At 69.0% G+C, this 20,862-nt stretch carries 19 protein-coding genes; 6 read left to right on the forward strand and 13 right to left on the reverse strand.

Features of this window, described 5'->3' with window-relative positions; translation table 11 throughout:
- Positions 1-6 precede the first annotated feature (6 nt).
- The 6 genes from ACWPN7_RS12025 to ACWPN7_RS12050 form a co-directional block, all read right to left on the reverse strand.
- Entirely contained in the window at positions 7-2,082 is a 2,076-nt protein-coding gene (locus tag ACWPN7_RS12025; protein ID WP_459197668.1) for a hybrid sensor histidine kinase/response regulator, read from the reverse strand.
- A gap of 51 nt (positions 2,083-2,133) precedes the next feature.
- Positions 2,134-2,565: an ArsC/Spx/MgsR family protein gene (locus tag ACWPN7_RS12030; RefSeq protein ID WP_035673230.1), complete on the reverse strand. Its 432-nt coding sequence runs from the start codon at positions 2,563-2,565 to the stop codon at positions 2,134-2,136.
- 241 nt (positions 2,566-2,806) lie between these two features.
- Entirely contained in the window at positions 2,807-3,826 is a 1,020-nt protein-coding gene (locus tag ACWPN7_RS12035; RefSeq protein ID WP_349621665.1) for an ABC transporter substrate-binding protein, read from the reverse strand.
- Positions 3,827-3,859: 33 nt separating this feature from the next.
- Positions 3,860-4,669 (reverse strand): ABC transporter permease, encoded by an 810-nt coding sequence (locus tag ACWPN7_RS12040; RefSeq protein ID WP_014240225.1) that lies wholly within the window; start codon positions 4,667-4,669, stop codon positions 3,860-3,862.
- A gap of 24 nt (positions 4,670-4,693) precedes the next feature.
- A complete protein-coding gene (locus ACWPN7_RS12045) occupies positions 4,694-5,548 on the reverse strand; it encodes an ABC transporter ATP-binding protein (protein ID WP_014240224.1) in 855 nt (284 codons plus the stop codon).
- Positions 5,549-5,649: 101 nt separating this feature from the next.
- The gene (locus tag ACWPN7_RS12050; RefSeq protein ID WP_459197669.1) at positions 5,650-6,489 is read right to left on the reverse strand and encodes a CE1 family esterase; all 840 of its coding nucleotides are present in this window, start codon (positions 6,487-6,489) and stop codon (positions 5,650-5,652) included.
- 167 nt (positions 6,490-6,656) lie between these two features.
- Between ACWPN7_RS12050 and ACWPN7_RS12055 the strand changes: the two genes are divergently transcribed.
- A complete protein-coding gene (locus ACWPN7_RS12055; protein WP_459197670.1) occupies positions 6,657-7,322 on the forward strand; it encodes an ATP-dependent Clp protease proteolytic subunit in 666 nt (221 codons plus the stop codon).
- 6 nt (positions 7,323-7,328) lie between these two features.
- On the opposite strand, the gene ACWPN7_RS12060 is transcribed toward ACWPN7_RS12055, so the two are convergent.
- Entirely contained in the window at positions 7,329-8,510 is a 1,182-nt protein-coding gene (locus ACWPN7_RS12060; RefSeq protein ID WP_456525474.1) for an aminotransferase, read from the reverse strand.
- A gap of 125 nt (positions 8,511-8,635) precedes the next feature.
- A complete protein-coding gene (locus ACWPN7_RS12065) occupies positions 8,636-9,868 on the reverse strand; it encodes a diaminopropionate ammonia-lyase (protein WP_200475993.1) in 1,233 nt (410 codons plus the stop codon).
- A 187-nt stretch (positions 9,869-10,055) separates the two neighbouring features.
- On the opposite strand from ACWPN7_RS12065, the gene ACWPN7_RS12070 reads away from it, so the two are divergent.
- Positions 10,056-10,337 (forward strand): DUF2312 domain-containing protein, encoded by a 282-nt coding sequence (locus ACWPN7_RS12070; RefSeq protein ID WP_014240219.1) that lies wholly within the window; start codon positions 10,056-10,058, stop codon positions 10,335-10,337.
- Between the two features lie 112 nt (positions 10,338-10,449).
- Here ACWPN7_RS12070 and fliN read toward each other — a convergent pair whose 3' ends face one another.
- Positions 10,450-10,752 carry a flagellar motor switch protein FliN gene (gene fliN / locus ACWPN7_RS12075; protein WP_014240218.1) on the reverse strand — a complete coding sequence of 101 codons (303 nt, stop codon included), beginning with the start codon at positions 10,750-10,752 and terminating at the stop codon, positions 10,450-10,452.
- A 194-nt stretch (positions 10,753-10,946) separates the two neighbouring features.
- Here fliN and ACWPN7_RS12080 point away from each other — a divergent pair, with 194 nt between their 5' ends.
- Positions 10,947-11,789: a sulfurtransferase gene (locus ACWPN7_RS12080; RefSeq protein WP_103040992.1), complete on the forward strand. Its 843-nt coding sequence runs from the start codon at positions 10,947-10,949 to the stop codon at positions 11,787-11,789.
- Positions 11,790-11,792: 3 nt separating this feature from the next.
- Here ACWPN7_RS12080 and murJ read toward each other — a convergent pair whose 3' ends face one another.
- Positions 11,793-13,343 (reverse strand): murein biosynthesis integral membrane protein MurJ, encoded by a 1,551-nt coding sequence (gene murJ / locus ACWPN7_RS12085; protein WP_038528226.1) that lies wholly within the window; start codon positions 13,341-13,343, stop codon positions 11,793-11,795.
- A 172-nt stretch (positions 13,344-13,515) separates the two neighbouring features.
- Between murJ and ACWPN7_RS12090 the strand changes: the two genes are divergently transcribed.
- Entirely contained in the window at positions 13,516-14,295 is a 780-nt protein-coding gene (locus ACWPN7_RS12090) for an alpha/beta fold hydrolase (RefSeq protein ID WP_451991857.1), read from the forward strand.
- A 100-nt stretch (positions 14,296-14,395) separates the two neighbouring features.
- On the opposite strand, the gene ACWPN7_RS12095 is transcribed toward ACWPN7_RS12090, so the two are convergent.
- On the reverse strand, positions 14,396-15,835 hold the full coding sequence (locus ACWPN7_RS12095; protein WP_349621656.1) for a hypothetical protein: 1,440 nt from the start codon (positions 15,833-15,835) through the stop codon (positions 14,396-14,398).
- A gap of 276 nt (positions 15,836-16,111) precedes the next feature.
- Between ACWPN7_RS12095 and ACWPN7_RS12100 the strand changes: the two genes are divergently transcribed.
- Entirely contained in the window at positions 16,112-16,864 is a 753-nt protein-coding gene (locus tag ACWPN7_RS12100; protein ID WP_451991855.1) for a hypothetical protein, read from the forward strand.
- A gap of 171 nt (positions 16,865-17,035) precedes the next feature.
- A complete protein-coding gene (locus tag ACWPN7_RS12105; protein WP_081863038.1) occupies positions 17,036-17,560 on the forward strand; it encodes a response regulator in 525 nt (174 codons plus the stop codon).
- Positions 17,561-17,665: 105 nt separating this feature from the next.
- Here ACWPN7_RS12105 and ACWPN7_RS12110 read toward each other — a convergent pair whose 3' ends face one another.
- On the reverse strand, positions 17,666-19,027 hold the full coding sequence (locus ACWPN7_RS12110; protein WP_137114380.1) for an HlyD family type I secretion periplasmic adaptor subunit: 1,362 nt from the start codon (positions 19,025-19,027) through the stop codon (positions 17,666-17,668).
- A 55-nt stretch (positions 19,028-19,082) separates the two neighbouring features.
- Positions 19,083-20,819, reverse strand: coding sequence for a type I secretion system permease/ATPase (locus ACWPN7_RS12115; RefSeq protein WP_345772292.1), 1,737 nt, complete (start codon positions 20,817-20,819; stop codon positions 19,083-19,085).
- Positions 20,820-20,862 lie beyond the last annotated feature (43 nt).

The following is a 20,862-nucleotide window of genomic DNA, read 5'->3' on the forward strand; positions in this document are numbered from 1 at the left end:
CTGCCATCAGATCAGCAGCGCGTGGATCGTGTCGGCCAGCTCGTCCGGGTTGATCGGCTTGCGCAGGAAGACGATGCGGCGCCCGCCTGACTTCGGGTCGGCCAGCAGGTCGTCCAGGCTTTCCGTTTCCGGCGGGTAGCCGGACATCAGGACGGTCGGCAGGTCCGGATTCTCCCGGCGCAGAGCGCGCGCCACCGACGCCCCGCCGACCTGCGGCATCACGAGGTCGGTCACCAGCAGGTCGAAGGCCCCGCCATGGTCGGCATAGGCGCGCAGGGCCTCGGTGCCGTCGGTGGCGCAGACCACCCGCATGCCCATGTCCTCCAGCGTCAGGCGGATGAAGTCGCGCACCTGCGCCTCGTCCTCGACCAGCAGGACGGTGGCGGCCATCGACAGCCCCTCCAACTCGTCGTCCGCCGCGTCGAGGAGGAACGCGTCGTCCAGGCCGGGGGCGTCCGCGTCCTGCGGTTCTGCGACGTCCTCCGTCGGCAAGCGGAGCGTGAAGACGGTGCCGCGCCCCAGCTCCGTGTCCACCTCGACGTCGCCGCCTGCCCGCGCGACCGTGGAATAGACGAGCGCCAGCCCCAGTCCGGTCCCGGCCCCCGGTTCCTTGGTGGTGAAGAAGGGTTCGAAGATGCGGTCGATCACCGCCGGATCAATGCCGCAACCGGTGTCGGCAACGGTGATGATGACTCCGAGATCGTCCGTCCGCTCCACCGCGATGGCGATCGGCCCGCCCTCCGGCATGGCGTCGCGCGCGTTGAGCACGAGGTTGAGCAGCGACTGGTGCAGCAGCGCCGGGTCGATGGTCACCACCGCTCCGCCCCCAGCGCCCTCGATCCGCAACGGGTGGCGCTCGCCCAGCGTGGGGCTGAGGAAGCGGCGCAGGTCGTCGATCACCGCGCCGACGCGCACGGGACGCGCCGCGTCGGTCTGGCCGGGCCGTCCGAAGCTGAGAAGCTGGGCGGTCAGGCCGGAGGCGCGGTCAGTCGCCTTGACAATCTCGGTCAGGCACTGCTCGACCCGCGAGCGGTCCTGCGGAGCCCGACGGGCCATCTGGGCGAAGCCGCCGATGGCCGTCAGCATGTTATTGAACTCGTGCGCGATGCCGCCGGCCAGCTGGCCGATGGCCTGCATCTTCTGCGCCTGCTGGATGGCGCGCTCCGCCTGCTTGCGCCCGGTGATGTCGGTGAGGACGAGGAACCACGCCGCCTCCCCCTCGACCGCGAAGGGGTGGATGCCGACCTCAAGCTCGCGCAGGGCGCCCTGCGCGGTGACGAAGCGGGCCTCGACCGGCGGCGGAGCTTCCAGGCCGCTGCCGGGCGGGGGCAGCCAGTCGAACAGGCGCTGCACCCCGTCGAACTCCGTCGCCTCGACCAGCGGGATGCGCAGCATCGCATCGGGATCGCCATTGCCCAGAATCAGCGCGGCGGAGCGGTTGGCGAAGCGCAGCCGCAGCCCATCCCAGATCAGGATGCCGTAGGGCGCCATCTCGACCAGCCGGCGGTAGCGCGCCTCGCTGTCGGCCAGCGCCTCCTCGTGGCGCTTCAGTTCGGTGATGTCGGTGAGGATCTTGACCACGCCGCCGAAGCGCGTGGCGTGCTCGCTGATGCGATACCAGCGCCCGTCCCCAAGTTGGTGGTCGGTCGGCGGCCCGCTGCGGATGTGGCGGTTCAGCCGCTCGGCGATCCAGTCGGACGGGTCGCCCAGATCGTCGCCGGCCGCCCCCCGCTCCACCGCGACGCGCAGCAGGTCGGCGAAACGGACGCCAGGAATCAGATGGTCGGACAGCAGCGGGTAGGCGGCGCGGTAGCGGTCGTTGCACAGCACCAGCCGTCCGTCGGCGCCGAACAGCACGAAGCCTTCGGACACGCAGCCAATCGCGTCGGACAGCAGCGCGCGGAAATGGGCTTCGCCCTCGCCCAGATGAGGGCGCGCCGGGGCCTCCATGACAGCGTCGAGCCGGTCCCGCAGCGCCCGCAACGGCTCGCGCAGACGGGCCAGCGCGCCGGGCGGCGCGGCGGAGAGCAGCGCGCCCAGGGTGTCGAGGAGTTCCGCAAGCTCTTGGTCGGGCCGGTCCATAGCCCGGCATTCAACCATTCCCCGCGGTCACCCCGCCAGTTGATTCCGCGTTCAGCCCTGCTTCGGGAAATGGTGATGGCCGTGGTCGCAGACGCCGCGCGAATGCTTGTCGTCGCAGCTTTCGCCGGACGCGGTCAGGCCGATCCAGGCGTGCAGCGTGTTGGGATCGAAACCGGCCTTGCGGTCCGCTCCGACCTGGAGCAGCGGGCGGCGGATCAGGTCGCGGTCGGCCAGCAGGGCGGCCAGCGCCGACTCCTCGTCCAGCTCGTCGGGCTTCACGGCGCCGGTCTTCACGGCGGCGGCGCGGCGGTTGAACCAGTCCTCGACCGGACGGTCCTCGAAGAAGGGGCGCAGGGTTTCGGCGGTGAGGGGCTCGGCGGCCAGATCGCGCTCCACGAGCGTGTGGCCGGCGGCCTGGAGTTGAAGCTTCTGCTTGGCGTTCGCCGTGCAGCCGGACAGACCGTAAAAGATCACTTCCGTCATGGGGTTGGTGCTCCGCATCGAAACAGGACGAATTAGGTCCAGTCTACCGGCGCAGAGACCGGGGGTGCCGGTGACGGAATGTCGCACCCTTCTCCCCTCTCCCGCCCCGGGAGAGGGAGGGACCCGCCGCGAAGCGGTGGGAGGGTGAGGGTATCGCCAAGGATCACCGGATCCATCCTTGGACGACCCTCACCCGCCCGCTGTCGCGGGCACCCTCTCCCGGGACGGGAGAGGGAACAAATCACTTGATGCGCTTCAGCGAGTCCTCGACGTAGGCATTGGTGTAGGTCTTGGACAGGTCGATGTCCGTCGCGGCCACGGCCTTGTCGAAGGCCTTCAGCACCTTGTAGGCGGCCTCCGCCCCCTCCTGGGAAAAGCGGCCGTCGGGCGAGTAGGTCGGCTTCGAATGCTCGAAGGCCTGGGCGTAGAGCGTCTGGTTGCCGAGGAAGTATTCCGGCGGCAGGACCTTCAGAACGTCCTCGGTCTTGGCCTGGTCCAGCCACTTCAGCGTCCGCACGAAGACGTCGACCAGCGCCTGGGTGGTCTTCGGGTTCTCCTTTATGAAGTCCGGCGTGGTGTAGAGCACCGCCGCCGGGTACGGCCCGCCGTAAGTGTCCAGCGTGCCCTTCTCCGTCCGGGTGTCGGCGATGGTGGTGACGTCGCCGTCGGCCTCCAACTGGCTGATCACCGGGTCGAGGTTGGCGATGGCGTCGATCTCGCCACGCTTCACCGCGGCCACCGCGCTGGGGCCGCCGCCGACACCGATGAAGGACACATCCTCCGGCGTCATGCCGTGCTGGGTCAGCAGGTAGTTGACCATGAAGTTGGTCGAGGAGCCGGGGGCGGTCACGCCGATCTTCTTGCCTTTCAGCTCCTTGATCGACTTGATCGTGCCGGCCTTGTTGACCGCGGCCAGAACGATGCCCGGATAGCGACCCAGCAGGGCGACGGCGGTGATCGGCTGGCCCTTGGCCTGCATCTGCACCGTGTGGTCGAAGGCGCCCGTCACGATGTCCGCCGAGCCGCCGACCAGCGCCTGGAGGCTCTTGGCGCCGCCGCCGAAATCGTTGATCTCGACGTTCAGCCCGACCTCCTTGAAGTAGCCGAGCCGCTCGGCCACCGTCAGCGGCAGGTAATAGAGCAGCGGCTTGCCGCCGACCGCCAGCTTCAGGTCCTTCTTCTCCACCTGCTGGGCGTTCGCCCCGCCGATGCCGAAGGCCAGGACCACCGCCGCGGCGGCGATCACGCTTTTCATACGCATGGCTTCCCTCCCAGTTTTCTTGCTATGGCGCAGTCATCCCTGCGCGTTGGTCGTCTGCGCCTCCTGCGGGCGCCAGTGCAGAAGGCGTTTCTCGATGACGGTCACCACGGCGTCGATCACCACGACGAAGATCGTCAGCACCAGCATACCGGAGAAGACGCCGACCGTGTCGAACACCCCCTCCGCCTGATGGATGCGGTAGCCGAGGCCGGCGGCGGAGCCGAGATACTCGCCCACCACCGCACCGACCATGGCGAAGCCGACCGCGGTGTGCAGGCTGGAGAAGACCCAGGACAGGGCGGACGGCAGATAAACGTGCCGGAACAGGTGCCGGTTGCTCGCCCCCAGCATCTTCGCGTTGGCCAGCACGACCGGGCTGACCTCCTTCACGCCCTGGTAGACGTTGAAGAAGACAATGAAGAAGACCAGCGTCACCCCCAGCGCTACCTTCGACCAGATGCCGAGGCCCAACCACAGCGCGAAGATCGGCGCCAGCACCACGCGGGGCAGTGCGTTGACCGCCTTGATGTAGGGGTCGAAGACGATGGAGACCAAGGGCGCACGGGCGAACCAGAAGCCGAAGGCGATTCCCGCCACCGTGCCGATGACGAAGGCCAGCGCGGTTTCCAGAAGGGTGATGCCGAGATGGTACCAGATCACCCCGGACGCGAAGTCGCTCCAGGTGCGCTCCAGCACCGCCAGCGGCGTGCCGAAGAAGAAGGGGCTCAGGATCTTCGTCGCGGTCAGGACGTGCCAGATCAGGAAGAAACCGATCAGCACGGCGACCTGCAGCAGCAGGATCACCGGACGGCTCGGCAGGCGTTTCACACGGGCCACGGCCATGGGGTCCTCACGTCGGCTTGGACGTCATTTCAGTTTGGTTTGGGCGTAGCCCTTCAGCACTTCCTCGCGCAGCTGCCCCCAGATTTCCCGGTGCAGGTCGAGGAAGCGCGGCGTCATGCGGATCTCCGCCACGTCGCGCGGACGCTCCAGATCCACCCGGTACTCGCCGATCAGCCGGGCGCCGGGGCCGGCGGACAGCACCAGCACCCGGTCGGACATGGAGATGGCCTCCTCCAGGTCGTGGGTGATGAAGACCACCGACTTGCGGTCCGCCGACCACAGGTCGAGCAGTTCGTTCTCCATCAGCTGCCGCGTCTGGATGTCGAGCGCCGAGAAGGGCTCGTCCATCAGCACGATCTTGGGGTCGACGATCAGCGTCTGGGCCAGCGCCACCCGCTTGCGCATGCCGCCGGAGAGCTGGTGGGGGTAGCGGTCGCCGAAGCGGTCCAGCCCGACGCGGGCCAGCCAGGGGCGCGCCCGCTCCTCCGCCTCGCGCCGCGGCACGCCACGGAACTCCAGCCCGGCGGCGACATTCTCCAGCGCCGACTTCCAGGGCATCAGCGCGTCCGCCTGGAACATGTAGCCGGCGTGTGGATTGATGCCGTCGACCGGCTCCCCGAAGGTCAGGGCGCGCCCGGCGCTGGGGGCGAGCAGGCCGGCCGCGACGTTCAGGATGGTGGATTTGCCGCTGCCGGTCGGCCCGACGATGGACACGAATTCCCCCGCGGCGACCGACAGGGTCACGCCCTGCACCGCCGTGTAGGTCTGCCCGCGTCCGTCGGGCGATGGAAAGGTGCAGGTCACGCCGTCCAGGCGGAGCGCGGCCTTGTCCGCCCCCTCCGTCCGCAGGGCGGCCGCCACGGCGGCGCTGTCTGACATCAATGCGTTCCGTCCCTGATGGTCGTTTTCACGGCATCTTGGCGGAATGAGGCGGCCTCGGCAATGGGCACAGCCAACAATTGTTGCCGCGGACGGTGAACTCAGTCCAGCCGCGCGAAGAAGGCCATGATCGCCGCCCCCACCCCTTGCGGCCAGTGATGCGGGTAGAAGCGTCCGTTGCGCGTGCGGTCGTCGGCCAGCGGACACCACAGAATCGGGTTTTCCTCGCCTTCGGCGCCATAGCGCCGGCAGTTGAAAAGGTGCGGCTCGTCCGGCTCGCTGCCCGTCGGCAGGCCGTCCTGGGCCAGCAGCGCACGACGCAGGCGCAGGGCTTCGGAAACCGGCACCTGCTCGTCGCGCGGGTTGTGCAGGACCATGGCGGCGACCGGCCCGCCGCAGTCCTTGGGCCGCGCGGACCCGCCCCCGACGCTGGCCAAGCCGCGGATCACCCCAGCCCGCGCGCAGGCGAGGCTGTTGGCGAAGGACCCGCCCAGCGAATGGCCGACGACGAACACCCGGCCCATGTCGATGCAATAGCTCGCCGCCATGCTCTCCAGAACGGCGTCGAACAGCCGGAAATCGCGCAGCCGGTCCGGCGGGTCGCCGGGGTCGGACCAGATGTTCAAGCCACGGGCGTCCTTCAGGCTGGCCGGATAGACGACGATCGCCGGCTCCCCCGCTTGCCCTTCCAGGCCGAAGTAGCGCCGCACCTCGGCGTTGCTGTTGGTCCGCCCATGGAAGGCGACGACGAGGCTGTGCGGATGGTCGGGGCGGTAGCCCGCCGGCACGGCCACGATCACGCCGCGCGCCACCCCGTCCAAAGTCACACGGTCGAGCACCGGTGCCGGGGCCGGTACTCCGCAACCGCGAGATAATTGCTGCACCGCCACATTATTAACCAATTCCGCCGATAAGCCCTGGAAGGCCCACAGAATCAGCATGGTCGCGGCGCAAAATGCGCAAAATTGTTTCACCAGTCACAGCCCAGACGATCGCCTTCCTCCATAAACAGCCTGCTGCGAAGGACGTTGCACTTTCGGACAGGCTTCGCGTTAACCATCACGCAAGCATTTCCCGGCACCCTCCTTCCCAGAGCAAGGAGGTTTCGATGCCGGTTCGCGCGACTGCACGCATGATGGTTCTGGGGCTGCTGCTGGCGGTCGGCTCGTCTGGGGCCGCGACCGCCGACAGCCTGTCGGTGAACCGTCCGAACCCGGCGCCGCCGCCTGTCGCCTCCGACTTTCCCGACGCCACGCTGGTCCGCGTCGACCAGACGGACTCCACGACGTTGCGGCTGGACGGCATCATCACCCCGGCCGTGGAGCAGCGCTTCTCCGACGCGCTGCGCAGCGTGCCGGCCGGCCAGCCGGTGGTGGTCGAACTGTCGAGCCCCGGCGGCTTCACCACCGCGGGCTACCGCATGATCGACCTGATGCTGGCGGAACGGCAGGCCGGGCGTGCCGTCGCCACCCGCGTGGCCGGCGGGCAGTCCTGCGAGAGCATGTGCGTCGGCCTTTATCTGGCCGGCTACCCGCGCTACGCCGCCCCGACGGCCGAGTTCATGGTTCACGCCCCGCGTCTGGCCGAGAACGGCCGCATGACGCTGCGCTCCACCGACCAGATGGTGAAGCGTCTGGTCGCGCTGGGCGCCGCCCCCGCCTGGATTGAGCAGGTGCGGGCCGCCGGCGGTTTCTCCGGCAGCCTCGACTACCGCGACAACGCCGACCATCTGGCGGCGGTGGGCGCCAACATCGTCACCCACCTGATCCGCTGAGCGTCCTTACGCTTCGCTGTCCACGAGGCGCCGGGCGATCTCCGGCATGACCGCCGCGTCGACGTTGGCGAAGGCAAAGCGCAGGTAATCGTCCTGGCCGGGACCGAACATGGAACCGGGCAGGCACAGGATGTTGTGATCGCGCGCCAGCCCCTCGGCCACGTCATGGGCGCGCTTGCCGGCGAAGGGATGCCGGACATAGGCGAAATAGGCCCCGATGCTGGCGATGCGGTAGCCGGTGCCGCTGGCCTCCATCGCCGACTGGAAGGCATGGACGCGGGCCAGGATGTCGCCCCGCTTCTCCGCCACCCAGCCGTCCAGGTTCTCCAGCCCGAACAGCGCCGCCTTCTGCCCGACATGCGGGGCGCAGATGGCGAGGCAATCCATCACCTTGCGCGCCTGGGACAGCAGGCCGGCGTCGGCGATCACCGCGCCGACCCGGTAGCCGGCCAGACTGTAGACTTTGGAGAAGCTGTAGAGTTGGACCAGCGTGCGCTGCCAGCCGGGCCGCTGGAACAGCCCGTGCGGCGCCCGCCCCTCCCAATCTGGAAAGTCGCGGTAGGTCTCGTCGAGCAGCAGCTTGACGCCGCGTCGCTCGCACAGCTCGTACAGCGCCGCGATGGCGTCGGGCGAAGCGATGGCGCCGGTCGGGTTGTTGGGAGAGATCAGCACGAGCGCGCGGGTGCCGGCGTCGATCAGCCGCTCGGCCTCCGCCGGGTCGGGGATCAGCCCGTTCTCCTCGCGCAACGCCAGCGACCGGGCCTCGATGCCCAGCATGTCCAGCGTCATCTTGTGATTGAAGTACCAGGGAGCGGGCAGGATCATGTTGTCGCCGGCCCGCGCCAGCCCCATCACCGCCACCGCGAAGGCCTGGTTGCAGCCCGCGGTGATGAGCACCTCGCCCGCCGTCACCTCGCCGCCATAAAGCGATCCGGTGCACCGGGCCAGCGCAGCGGTCAGCGGCGGGATGCCGTCGATGGCGGTGTAGCGCGCCGTGTCCGGCGCCCGCACCTGCTCGGCCAGATGGGCGGTCAACGCGTCGGCGGGCGGGTAGCCGGGCACCGCCTGACAGAGGTCGATCAGCGGCTTGTCCGCCGGAAAGCTGCGGCCTTCCACCCAGCGCCACGCCTCGGCGATGGGCGGGGCCTCGGTGGCGGCGACGAGCGGGTTGACGTCTCTGCGGTCCATTCCCTGATGTCCAGTCTGCGGGGTCCAATTTTTATGGGGCGCCATGGTGGACCGCCCCGCCGGGCCCGCGCAAGGGACCAGAACAGGGGAACGCGCATGGCAGGCCCAGCAGGGCCAAGCAGGGGTCAGGCGCCGCCCAGCACCGCGTCGGGCTTGCGGCCCACCAAGGACTCATAGACCTCGGGGTCGGTCGCCCCTTCCGATCCGAAGACCAGCACGCGGGCGTCCGGGGCGAGGCCCAGGCTGGCGCGGGTCGCCGGGTCCGCCGCGGCGCAGAGCAGGCCCGCCAGACCAGCCACACCGGACTCCCCGCCCACGATGGGCCGTCCGCCATGCCGCCCCTCGGCCAGCAGGCGCATGGTCGCCACCGCCGCGTCGTCGGGGATGGTCAGGAAATCGTCGGCCCCGCGCTCCAGGATCGCCCAGGCCAGCAGGGACACCTCCCCGCAGGCGAGCCCGGCCATCAGCGTCTCCAGATCGCCCTTGGACGGTGTCGGGCGGCCGTTGACGGCGCTCTGGTACAGGCAGTCGGCGGCGTGCGGCTCCACCACCACGAAGCGCGGGCGCTGGCGGCCCCAGCTTTCCCACAGATGGCCGCAGACGGCGGCGGGCAAGGCCCCCACCCCGCCCTGCACGAAGACGTGGGTCGGGCGCTCGCTGGCCGGAAGCTGGCCGATCGCCTCCTCCACCATCACGGTATAGCCCTGCATGACGTCGCGGGGGATGTCCATGTAGCCGGTGTAGGAGGTGTCGGAGACGACGTGCCGGCCATGCTCCCGCGCGTCCGCCGCCGCCTGCCGCACCGCGTCGTCGTAGTTGCCGGCCACACGGACGACGCGGGCGTCGAAGGATTCGATCGCCTGCTGCCGCCCCTGCGAGCAGTTGCCGGGAATGTAGATGACGCAGCCGCAGCCGAACACCTGCGCCCCCCAGGCGACGGAGCGACCATGATTGCCGTCGGTCGCCGTGGTCACCGTGATGCCGCGGGTCACCTTGGCGTAGCGCCCAACCACCAGATCCAGCGCGGTCACCGGCACGCCGGGCACGCGGGCCTGAACCTCGCGCACCAGCAGGCGCAGCACGGCGTAGGCGCCGCCCAGCGCCTTGAAGCTGTGCAGGTTGAAGCGGCTGCTCTCGTCCTTGTACCAGATTCGGTCGATGCCGGCGGCACGGGCCAGCCCGCTCAGCGAGCGCAGCGGGGTCGGGGCGTAGCCCGGCCAGGCGCCGATCTCCGTCATCGCGTCCTGGAAGGCGGCGCGGCTCAGGATCGCCCGTTCGGCGGGCCCGTAGGGCTGGTCCGTGTCGGCGCGCGGATTCGAGAAGAGACGCGGGGTGCCAAGCGGCGGCAGGTCGGACATCGTGTTCGCTCTCCAGCGCCGCAAGGACGGCCGCAGCCACGAAAGCATTGCCGGCCACGCCGCGTCAAGCCACGCGCGTTGTCCCCGGACAAAGCGCCGCGAGCTGTGCTAACAGCGCCTCCCCCCGCGGTCCGGCCAGCGCGCCGAAGGCGGCGGGGTCCCCGTTCCTGAAGGAGATGGTTCCGTCGTGACGACCGGTTTCAACACCACCGCCGCCGACCAATTGAAGCAGTTCGCCGACCGCATGGAGCGGTTGATGGACGAGATCGACGGCCTGAAGGCCGACCTGAAGGACCTGCGCAGCGAGGTCAAATCCGCCGGCTTCAACATCAAGGCGCTCGACAAGCTGGTCGCCATCCGCCGCAAGGACGCCGGCGAGCAGGAGGCCGAGCTGCTGAACGACCTGATGCTCTACGCCCACGCCACCGGCACGCCGCTGGACATCGTGGTCCCCGAGCCGGCCGAGTGACGATTTAAATAAAGGATCGTTGCGAAGCCGCATCATGATTGTTCCGGGTGCGCAACATGACGTTTCGCTCCCGGAACATGTCATTGCGAAAACGTATCAAAGCGCCGAAAGCTTAGCGCTTCCACTCGCGGCTGGATTTCACGAAGTCGGTCAGGGTGACGCCGATCTTGTCGTCCACGATGACCACCTCGCCGCGGGCGACGAGGACGCCCTCCACATACACGTCGGTCGGGTCCTTCAGGTGCCGGTCCAGTTCCACGACGGCGCCGCGGCCAAGCTTCAGAAGGTCGCGGACGCGCAGCATGGCGGTGCCGATGACCACCTTGATCTCGACCGGCGCGTCGCCGATGGCGAAGGCATCGCTGCTCATGTCGTCGGACGAGCCGGCGCCCAGCAGATCATCGATGTTGGCCATGCCGCACTCCTTCGCCTGGATCACAAGACCCTTCAACCGACAAGAGTTACCCCACCAGGGGCGCCGGAGCAACGGCGACCGTCGCAACAGCCTGCGACAAGGATGGGAAACAACAGCGTAGATTTGGTTTTCCTACGCCAGCTTGTGTTGATACCCTGCCCGTCCGACGTGAAACCAGCCGTAAAGGCAGAGCCATGACGACCGATTCTCAACGCCCGCTGGTGGACAGCGCCTGGCTGAAGGGCGCCCTCGACCGCCCCGACCTCGTGGTTCTGGACGTGCGCACGCCGCCGGCGGGCGGCTTCATCCCCGGTTCGATCCATTCCGACTACGCCAAGGCCGGCTGGCGGGCGACGGTGGACGGCGTTCCGGGCCTGCTGCCCGACACCGCCGTTCTGGAAAGGCTGATCGGCGGATTGGGGATTCGGAACGGCGACCACGTCGTTCTGGTTGCCAGCGGCCTGAGCGCCGCCGACATGGGGAACGCGACACGCGTCTATTGGACGTTCAAGACGCTGGGCCATGACCGCGTGTCGGTGCTGGACGGCGGCTTCGCCGCCTGGAGCGACGCCGGCCATCCCGTCGTCACGGCCGCCGCCACCCGCCCCGCCGCCACCTTCACCGCGGCCCCCCGCGAGGACTTGCGTGCCCCCCTGCCCGTGGTCGCGACGGCGGTGGCCGGCGGCTCCGTCCCGCTGCTGGACGCCCGCTCCGCCGAGCAGTTCGAGGGCAAGGCCAAGAGCCCGCAGGCCCGCGTTCCGGGCACGCTGCCGGGGGCGGTGCTGATCGAGAACGGCGCCTTCTACTCCGCCGCCGAGAAGCGCTTCCTCCCCGCCGACGCGGTAAAGGCGCTGGCGGATCAGGCCGGGACGGGCAAGTCGACGATCACCTTCTGCAACACCGGCCACCTCGCCTCGGTGTCCTGGTTCGCGCTGAGCGAGGTGGCGGGGATCGACGGGGTCCGCCTCTATGACGGGTCGATGTCGGAATGGACCGCCGACCCGTCTCGTCCCGTCAAGAACGGGCCGGCGGCGTAGTCCTCAAACGCTCTTGCGGCGCCGGCGGAACCGCCCGAGGTCCGACCGGCGCAGCAGGCCCAGCGCGACCGCCAGCACCGCGTAGACCAGCAGGCCGGCAAGGCCCAGCAACACCAGCCCGCCCAGACGCTCGAACAGGCCATGGGCGGTCAGCCAGGACGAGAGCTGGGTCTGCACCAGCCACAGCGTGCCGCCCATGGCGAGCGCCGCGATGGCCATGCGCGGCAGGTTGCGCAGCAGCCGGGCATCGGCCTTGAACAGCCCGCGCCGGGTCAGCAGCCACGCCAGCAGCCCGGCGTTGACCCAGGCGGCGACGGAGGTCGCCACCGCCAGGCCGACCTGGGCCAGCGGCCCCATCAGCGCCAGCTTCAACGCCACGTTGACCGCCGTCGCGGCCAGCGCCACCCGCACCGGGGTCGCCGTGTCGTGCCGGGCGTAGAAGCCGTTGACCAGGCTGCGGATCACCACGAAGGCCGGCAGACCCAGCGCGTAGGCCTGCAGGGTCGCGGCGGACTGCGCGGCGTCGGTCGGGCCGAAGGCGCCGTGCTGGAACAGCACCGACACGATGGGCAGGCCGGCGACCAGGAAGGCGGCGGCGGCTGGCAGGGTCAGCACCAGCGACAGCTCCACCGCCCGATTCTGGCTCTCCACCGCGCCGGGCTCGTCCCCGCCCTTGATGCGCCGGGCCATTTCCGGAAGCAGAACGGTGCCCACCGCGATCCCGATGACGCCCAGCGGCAACTGGTTCAGCCGGTCCGCGTAATACAGGTAGGACACCGCCCCGGTGGGCAGCAGCGAGGCGATCAGCGTGTCGACGAACAGGTTGATCTGCGTCAGGCCGGACCCCAGCGCCGCCGGCCCCAGCACCGTCAGGAACCGCTTCACGTCGGGCGTCAGGCGCGGCAGGGCCAGACGCAGCCCCATCCCGGCCCGGCTGGCCTCCCAGTACAGGTACAGGAACTGCGCCAGCCCGGCGGCGAAAACGCCCCAGGACAGGGCGTGGCCCACCGTGGGCATCAGCGGCGCGGCCAGCACCATCGCCGCAATCAGGCACAGGTTGAGCAGGATCGGCGCCGCCGCCGCCGCCCCGAACCGCCCCATGCTGTTGAGAACGCCGGCCAGCAGCGATTCCAGCGAGATGAACAGCAGGTACGGGAAGGTGATGCTGGTGAACAGCACGGCCAGCCGGAACTTCTCCGGCTCGTCGGAGAAGCCCGGCGCGAAGACCGTCATGAACTGCGGCATGATCGCCAGGATGCCGGCCAGGAACAGAAGCTGCACCACCAGCAGCAAGCTCATCACCTCCTCGGCGAAGCGCTTGGCGGCGGCCTGCCCGTCCTGCACCAGCTTGGCGGAGAACAGCGGCACGAAGGCGGAGTTGAAGGCTCCCTCGGCGAACAGGGCGCGGAAATGGTTGGGCAGCCGGAACGCCACGAAGAAGGCGTCGGCCACCGGCCCGGCGCCGAGCAGCGCTGCGGTCAGAACGTCGCGCAGAAAGCCAAGGACGCGGCTGACCAGCGTCAGCCCGCCGACGGACAGGATGTTGCGGAGCACGGTGCGTACGGGTCCTCTGATGGGCGGCGCCATCCTAGCGTTTTCCCCGCCCGCGTCACCCCTTTCGGCATGCCGGCCCGTGTGGAATTTGAAGGCGGCGGGCGGAAACGGTCTGCTAGGATCGCCGCCCACCCATTGTCCCATCCCCCACCTTCAGACAAGCGGAACGTCCATGCCCCAGGGTCTTCCCCTCACCTATCTGGAAGCCGGCGAAGCGAACGGCGGCACCCCCCTGCTGGTCCTGCACGGCCTGTTCGGGTCGGCGCGCAACTGGCAGACCCTGGCGAAGCGCTTCGCTGAGCGGCACCGGGTCTATGCCCTGGATCTGCGCAACCACGGCGGCGCCCCCTGGTCGGACGAGATGACCTACCCGGCGATGGCCGCGGACGTTCTGCGCTTCCTCGACGACCGCGGTTTCGCGCGGGCGTCGGTGGTCGGCCATTCCATGGGCGGCAAGGTGGCGATGACTCTGGCGCTCAACCATCCCGACCGGGTGGAGCGTCTCGCCGTGGCCGACATCGCGCCGGTCGCCTACACCCACACCCACGCCCCCTTCGTGGCGGCCATGAAACAGGCCAAGCTGGAAGGCTGCACCCGCCGCTCGGAGGTCGAGGCGCAGCTCGTGGACGCAGTGCCGGAAGCCCCCCTGCGTTCCTTCCTGCTGCAGAATCTCGTTCTGGAGCAAGGGTCGTTTCACTGGCGGATCAACCTCGACGCCATCGGCGCCCGCATGAGCGACCTGATCGGCTTCCCGGATCTCGGCGACGCCCGGTACGACGGCCCCACCCTGTTCATCGGCGGAACCCGGTCCGACTACATCGTGCCGGAAAACCACGCCGCCATCCGCCGCCACTTCCCCAAGGCCGCCATCGAGATGATCGAGGGCGCCGGCCACTGGCTGCACGCCGAACGCCCGCAGGAGTTCGCGGCTTTGGTTGAAACCTTCGCCTGAATCGGCCTGACGGCAAAAAGAAACGGGGGCCGCGAAGGCCCCCGTTCTCACATGCTGGCGATGCGCGGTCCTGTCAGAGCGCGCCCTGGCGGCAATTCTCTTAGAGCGCGCCCTGACGGGCGCCGGTCTTGGCGGCCGGGCCGGCGGACTGGTTGAAGGCGTCGCGCAGGTAGGGCGACAGCGCCTGCCGCATCGTGCGCAGCCACTCGTGGATGATGATCAGCGAGCGGGAGGCGACCGGCGGGGTCATGCCCAGCTTCACCAGATCCTCGCGGGTCATCTGCGCCACCTCGTCGATGCGGTGGCCGGTCAGGCGCGCCCAGGCCGGGGCCGTGCAGGGCGCCATGGAGATGACCTCCACGCCCTCGCGCTCCACCATCTCCGCCTTGCGGCGGGCGTACTGGCTGTCGTCGAGCTGGGAGAAGGGACCGGAGAAGCCGTTCTCCACCAGGACGCGCTTGGCCTTCGGGGCAATGGTGGCGATGCGCTCCAGCGTGTTCATGCCGGTGGACAGCGAGGCCAGATCGACGGTGACCGGCACCATGAAGGTCAGCCGCTCGCCCTCGCCGACGTAGTAGTCGAAGCCCGACACCTCGGCCCAGTTGAAGAACCACTGGGAGATGTTGCCGCCGAAGTCGTAGAGGCGGCCGCCACGCTGCAGCTCCGGACCGATCTGGTCCCAGAACTCGTAGAAGCCGTCGCCCGAGCCCATCATGTTCATGAAGTCCTGGGTGATGCGGCGGTGCTCCACCACTTCCGGACCGAACAGGCGGTTCAGGCGCTCGTTCACCTCATATTCGACGACCTTGAGCTGAAGGCCTTCGAGCATGGCGGTGGCCATCAGGTGATGAGACAGCAGCGTCTTGCCGACGCCACCGCGGTCGTTGAGAACGAAGATGGTGCCCAGCATGCGATCGCCTTTCCAGAGTCTGTTCGTTGTCAAATCTTGAGGTGTTGAAGCGTGAGCGGCCGGGGCCTTGAGAGTCGACGCCTTGGGAGTCGGGGCCGGGGAAATCGGAGCCTGAATTGGAGCAGCCTCCGGAACCGGGGCCGGAGTCGATTCCTCCGGGGGATCGGCAGGCACCACGGCGGCCGGTTCCGAAACGGGGACCGGCTCCGGCTCGGGAGGAAGTTCCGGTTCCGGCACGGCGGCTTCCGGCGGACCGTCGGTCGCGCCATCTGCCATGCCCGGCATGTCCGGCTCGGGCATCTCCGGCTCAGCCGTTTCCAGTTCGGGCATCTCCGGTTCGGGCGCCGCATCCTCGGCGTCGTCCGGCTGTCCCGCGGCGAGGGCGGCGCGGTGCACCGCATCCAGCGTTTCGCGAGGAGTCGTGCCGCCGTCCTCCTCCCCGTCGGCGCCGCCGTCACGTTCCTCGTTCCCCACGAGGAAGAAGGCGGAGCGCAGGGTGACGGGCGAGATCGGCTGGTTGTCGCGGGCGGTGACGCCCAGCTTCGCCAGCACGTCGGAGATTTCCGCCCAAGACAGGCCGCGCTCGCGCATCAGGCCGATGTCGGCGTAGCTTTCGCGGACGGCCTGCATGGCCGAGCGGTTTCCTGTCGGACGATCGGCAAGAAGCCGTTCCAGTTCCGCGCGATCAATCGACACCGTGAGTACCCGGCATGCGTGGTTCTGGGGAGGGGTGGGTAGGATTTGTGATACCGCAGGATTCCGTTCCCCCCGGTGCGGAAAAAATAGTACAAGCGATTGGGGTGCGCAAACGGTTTCCAACCATGTTCAACCGCATTAAACCTGTGACACGGCAACCTTCCTTGGTCTCCATCAGGATTGCAGGATAGGGCCCGGCGTTTGGCGAAGATGCCCTATGATTTCCGATCGCAGGATCAGCGGACCGCCGACTCCGGCCGGACGCCGGGGACCCCCATCGGCTTCCACGAGCTGCGCCAAGCCTGCGAGATTTCAGCCCTTCGGGAGGATCTGGAACGCGTCCTCCAGGACACCGGCGCCTTGCGCGACAGCATCGAGGACGCGGTGGAGCAGGTGCGCCAGCGCTTCGCCGCGCTGACGGCGGAGGAGTTGGCGAACTCCGAGACGATGGCACCGCTGCTCCAGTTCGCCGTGTCCACCCTGCTGACCATCCGCGACGATGCCCGGCGCATCAACACCCAGACCGGCCCGGTGGACGATGACGACCGCCCCACGCGGGCCGTCGCCGAACCGCGCGCCCAGCCGTCCGCCCAGCCATCCGCCCAGCCATCCGCCCAGCCATCCGCCGCAGCTCCGGCGGTGCCGCCCCCCGCACCGCAGACGGCCCCGCAGACCTACGCTCCGCCGCCGTCCAGCGAGCCGGCCCCTTCCTTCGCCGAGCCGCCGCGCGACGATCCGCCCGCGCCCTCAACGCCTCCGTCACCGGCGCCCGTTCTGTCGCCCTTCGTCCCGCGCGCACCCGCCCCGGCGCCGCAGCGCCCTGCGGCACCGGACTCCGCCCCCGATGCGGCTCCGGCTCCCTCCTGGCTTTCGCCCCTGTCCGGACGCAAAGGCGGTACGGGGACCAACGGCGCCGCTCCCCGCAGCGGGAATGTGGACTGGCTGAGCCGCCCCAAGCGCTGACCTGCGCACCCCTGATTCTATCGAGCCACATTGTTGCGGGAAGGTCGCACCTCGTCCGAACGCACCCACGTCACACCGATTTTCCTTGAACTCCGAAATGGGTGTGGCTACCACTTTATTTGGTAAATGAATCTTTACCAATAACACCTGCGGCGACGCATGGGGGTGGTCATGGCACGGGATGATGTGGACACGCTGGCACGACCGGCGTCCGGGGCACGACCGTCGTCCCGCCTGGAATGGCGGCACCGCTGCGGTCCGGCCGTCCAGGCCGGCCCGAACGACTCCACCCGGCGCGACACCCCGGCGGCGATCCGTCCGCTGCGGTTGCTGATCGTGGAGGACGAGTCCCTGGCCGCCGAGGCGGTGGGGATGGCCGCCATGGATCTCGGCCACATCGTCTGCGGCACCGCCCGCACCGAGGAGGAGGCGGTGGCCATCGCCGGGCGCGAGCGTCCCGACGTGGCGCTGATGGACGTGCGGCTGGCCGGCGGCGACGGGATCGAGGCGGCGCGGCGCCTGCGCGCCAATTACGGCATCCGCTCCATTTTCCTGTCCGGCTACGCCAACCACGCGATCATGGCCCGCATCACCGAGACCTACCCGCTGGGCGTGGTCAACAAGCCCTATTCGCTCGCCCAGCTGAAACTGGCGCTGGACCTCGCGGCGCGGCGTCTGCACGGCCCGCGCGGCTGACACCATCCCGCTTCGCCAAACAAGGAAGGGCGGCCTCCCCCGTGGGAAGCCGCCCTTTCCTTTTCCGGACCATCGCGGAGCGTGACGCCCCTTACGCTTGGCTCATTACTCCTGGATGAACGCCTTCACGTAGGAGTGCGACAGCGGCTGCACCAGATAGTCGAGCGGGGTGCGGGCGGACAGCAGGATGCGCGCCTCCACCGGCATGCCCGGCTTGATCGTCAGGTTGTGGACCTGATGGGAGTCGCTGTCCTTCAGCTTGATCCGCGCGATGTAGGATTCCTGACGGGTGATCGGGTCCATCACGCGGTCGGCCGAGACGTAGGTCACCGTGCCGTCCAGCGAGCCGACGACGCGGCTGTCATAGGCGGTCAGCTGCACCTTCACCGGCAGATCGACGGTCAGCGACTTGATGTCCTTCGGCTGGACCTTCACCTCGGCCAGCAGGGCGCGGCCGTCCGGGATGATGTCCAGGATCGGCTCGTTCGCGGTGATCGTGCCGCCGGCCGCCCAATGGCTGTGCATCACGACGGTACCGGCGTCCGGAGCCTTGATCGCGCGGGTCTCCAGCCGGTTGGCGGCGTCACGGATCTGCTCGGCGAGGCGGATGACGTCGCCGCGGGACTTCTCCAGGTCGACCAGCACCTTCTCCCGGAAGTCGTTGCGGCGGCGCAGAAGCTCGCCCTCGGCGTCCACCGCGGCTTGGTTGGCCTGGGCGATCCGGGCCTCCAACTCGCGGTCGCGGCCCTTGAGCTGCGCCTCCTCCTTCTGCTGCTCGACCAGCTTGGTGCGGGTGGCGTTGCCGCGGGAGAGCAGACCCTGGGTGATGCGCAGATCGTCCTCGATGAGCTGGATCTCGCGGGCCAGGAACTTGCGCTGCTCCTGAAGGCTCTTGCCCTCCTCGCGCAGCGTGGCGACGCGCTCCTTGGTCAGCTTGGCCTCGGTGTCGAGCTGGTTGCGGCGGACCTGGAACAGGGTCTCCTGGTTGCCCATCAGCTTTTCCACCGTGCGGTCGCTGCCGCGGCGGCGCAGCAGCTCCTCCGGCCACTCGATGGCGGGCTGCTCGAACAGCTCGGCGGTCAGGCGCGCTTCCAGCGCCTGGGTTTCCAGCCAGGAGGTGCTGAGCACCTGGAGCCGGGTCGCCGCCTCAGTGCTGTCGAGCCGCATCAGGACCTGACCGGCCTTCACCGTGTCGCCTTCCTTGACGAGAATCTCCTCGATCTGGGCGGTCTCGGTGTGCTTCACGATCTTGCGGCCGGTCTCCGGGGCCAGAGCGCCGGAGGCCATGACGGCGCTGTGAAGCGGGGCGAGCGCGGCCCAGGCGGTCATCCCGCCGAAGCCCACCGCCAGCACCATGAAGCCGCCGGCCAGAAGCCCGCTGACCCGGGTGTCGGGAACCAGCGCGCGCAGCGCGCCGATCGACGTCATGGTCTTCGTCTTGTAGGTGTTCATGGTGGTGTCGGTCATAACAATCGGTCCTTGATCGCCGGAAGTGCTGGGTACTGGTCTGGAGGTTCCGGCGTCAGCCGGCGGCGCTCTGCACCGGCGCCGGGCCGATGTTGCGCAGGCGGCTCCAGTTCGGACCCTGCTGCTCCTGCTGACGTTGCGGCAGTTCCACCGCCATGCCGTTCTTCAGAACGAAGGTCTTGTCGGAGATGTCGACGAAGGCCGGAGAATGGGTCAGCACGATGGTGGTGACGCCGCGGTTCCTGGCCTCGACGATGAACTCGCGCACCGCCTTGTGGCCGATCTCGTCCATGCCGGCCGACGGCTCGTCGAGAACCATCAGCGAGGGGCGGCCGTAGCCGGCGCGGGCCAGGGCGATCAGGCGGGCCGAGGCGCCGGTGATCGGGAACAGCGGGTCGGTCACCTCGGTCTCATAGCCGCCGGGCAGGCTCTCGACCCAGGAATGGATGCCGGCGCGCTTGGCGGCGTCCTCGACCTTCTCCCGCGTCGTCTCGGTGAAGCGGGCGATGTTTTCGGCGATGGTGCCGGGCAGCAGATCGGCGCCTTGCGACATGTAGCCGATGCCCTGCTCCGGGGTTTCCGGGTTCAGAGAGGCGACGGCCAGACCGCCCAGCCGCACGGTGCCCGCCGACGGCATCGCCACACCGGCCAACAGACGGGCCAGGACGGACTTGCCGGAGCGGTTGGGACCGGCGATGCACACCGTCTGGCCCGGCTCCACCGCCAGCGTGACGCTGCGCAGGATCGGCTTCTGGTCGCGGGGGGAGACGAACAGCAGGTTCTCGACGGTCAGGCGCTCGCGCTCCACCGGGATCATCGGACGCTCCGGCTCGAGCGACAGGCGCTTCAGCAGCGGGAACAGGCGGCGGAAGGCTTGGTAGGACTTCTGGATCTGGCCCCAGGCGCCGGCGCTCTGCTCCACCGGGGCGAGGGCGCGGCCGACCAGCATGGAGGTGGCGATCATGCCGCCGAAGGACAGGTGCTGCTCGATCACCAGCAGGGCGCCGACACCGGTCACCGCGATCTGGATGACCATGCGGACCCACTTGGTGAAGGCGCCGATGGCGGCGGCGCGCTCGGTCGAGCGGCCCTGCAGGGCGGAGGTGGTCATGGCGTCGCGGGCCACGGCATCCAGCGCGCTCGGTCCCATGCGCAGGCCGCGGACCGTTTCCGACCGCGACAGCAGGGAGTCGAAGAGGCGCTGCGAACGGCTGGCCGGGGCCTTGCTGTCCTCGGCGAAGTGACGGACCGCCCAGTTGCTCAGATAGCCGAGCGCCGTCATGATGACCATCGCGGCGACCAGGATCACGGCGAGCAGCGGGTGGATCAGGTAGATGCCGATGACGTACAGGGGCACCCAGGGCAGGTCCATCAGGGCCGGCAGCGACGGGCGGCTCATCGCGCCCTTGACCTCCATGAGGTCGCTGACCGGGGCGGTGTCCGGACGGCCGCGGCCCGAGGCGTCCAGCACGTCGGCGGTCAGCCGGCGGCGCCAGGCGACCTCCAGCGCGTTGCCCGCGCGGGCCAGGATGCGCGCCCGCACCGTTTCCATGGCGGCGCTCAGCGTCAGGGCCAGGACGACGATGACGGTCAGCATGACCAGCGTATCGATGTTGCCGGACGGAATAGCCCGGCTAAAGACCTGAAGGGAATAAAGCGGCATCGCCAACATCAGGAGATTGATGGTGGCGCTGAAGACAAATGCACCAACGAGTACCCGGGTGAAGTAACGTCCCCCGTGAGCCATATCTTTATTGGTCTTTTCAGACCCGCGAGAAAACAGGCGAGGCATTTACAGCCCTCCAATTGTCACCGTTTGCGGCAGTGCCCACTGG

The sequence above is a fragment of the Azospirillum sp. UENF 312511 genome, assembly GCF_058780635.1.

Coding starts and splice junctions, on each gene's coding strand:
- ACWPN7_RS12065 (WP_200475993.1), bottom strand. CDS start 9,868: ATGTCCGACCTGCCGCCGCTTGGCACCCCGCGTCTCTTCTCGAATCCG.
- ACWPN7_RS12100 (WP_451991855.1), top strand. CDS start 16,112: ATGCCCTATGATTTCCGATCGCAGGATCAGCGGACCGCCGACTCCGGC.
- fliN (WP_014240218.1), bottom strand. CDS start 10,752: ATGGCCAACATCGATGATCTGCTGGGCGCCGGCTCGTCCGACGACATG.
- ACWPN7_RS12080 (WP_103040992.1), top strand. CDS start 10,947: ATGACGACCGATTCTCAACGCCCGCTGGTGGACAGCGCCTGGCTGAAG.
- ACWPN7_RS12095 (WP_349621656.1), bottom strand. CDS start 15,835: ATGCAGGCCGTCCGCGAAAGCTACGCCGACATCGGCCTGATGCGCGAG.
- ACWPN7_RS12055 (WP_459197670.1), top strand. CDS start 6,657: ATGCCGGTTCGCGCGACTGCACGCATGATGGTTCTGGGGCTGCTGCTG.
- ACWPN7_RS12045 (WP_014240224.1), bottom strand. CDS start 5,548: ATGTCAGACAGCGCCGCCGTGGCGGCCGCCCTGCGGACGGAGGGGGCG.
- ACWPN7_RS12035 (WP_349621665.1), bottom strand. CDS start 3,826: ATGCGTATGAAAAGCGTGATCGCCGCCGCGGCGGTGGTCCTGGCCTTC.
- ACWPN7_RS12025 (WP_459197668.1), bottom strand. CDS start 2,082: ATGGACCGGCCCGACCAAGAGCTTGCGGAACTCCTCGACACCCTGGGC.
- ACWPN7_RS12090 (WP_451991857.1), top strand. CDS start 13,516: ATGCCCCAGGGTCTTCCCCTCACCTATCTGGAAGCCGGCGAAGCGAAC.
- ACWPN7_RS12105 (WP_081863038.1), top strand. CDS start 17,036: ATGGCACGGGATGATGTGGACACGCTGGCACGACCGGCGTCCGGGGCA.
- ACWPN7_RS12110 (WP_137114380.1), bottom strand. CDS start 19,027: ATGACCGACACCACCATGAACACCTACAAGACGAAGACCATGACGTCG.
- ACWPN7_RS12115 (WP_345772292.1), bottom strand. CDS start 20,819: ATGCCTCGCCTGTTTTCTCGCGGGTCTGAAAAGACCAATAAAGATATG.
- ACWPN7_RS12050 (WP_459197669.1), bottom strand. CDS start 6,489: ATGCTGATTCTGTGGGCCTTCCAGGGCTTATCGGCGGAATTGGTTAAT.
- ACWPN7_RS12040 (WP_014240225.1), bottom strand. CDS start 4,669: ATGGCCGTGGCCCGTGTGAAACGCCTGCCGAGCCGTCCGGTGATCCTG.
- ACWPN7_RS12030 (WP_035673230.1), bottom strand. CDS start 2,565: ATGACGGAAGTGATCTTTTACGGTCTGTCCGGCTGCACGGCGAACGCC.
- ACWPN7_RS12060 (WP_456525474.1), bottom strand. CDS start 8,510: ATGGACCGCAGAGACGTCAACCCGCTCGTCGCCGCCACCGAGGCCCCG.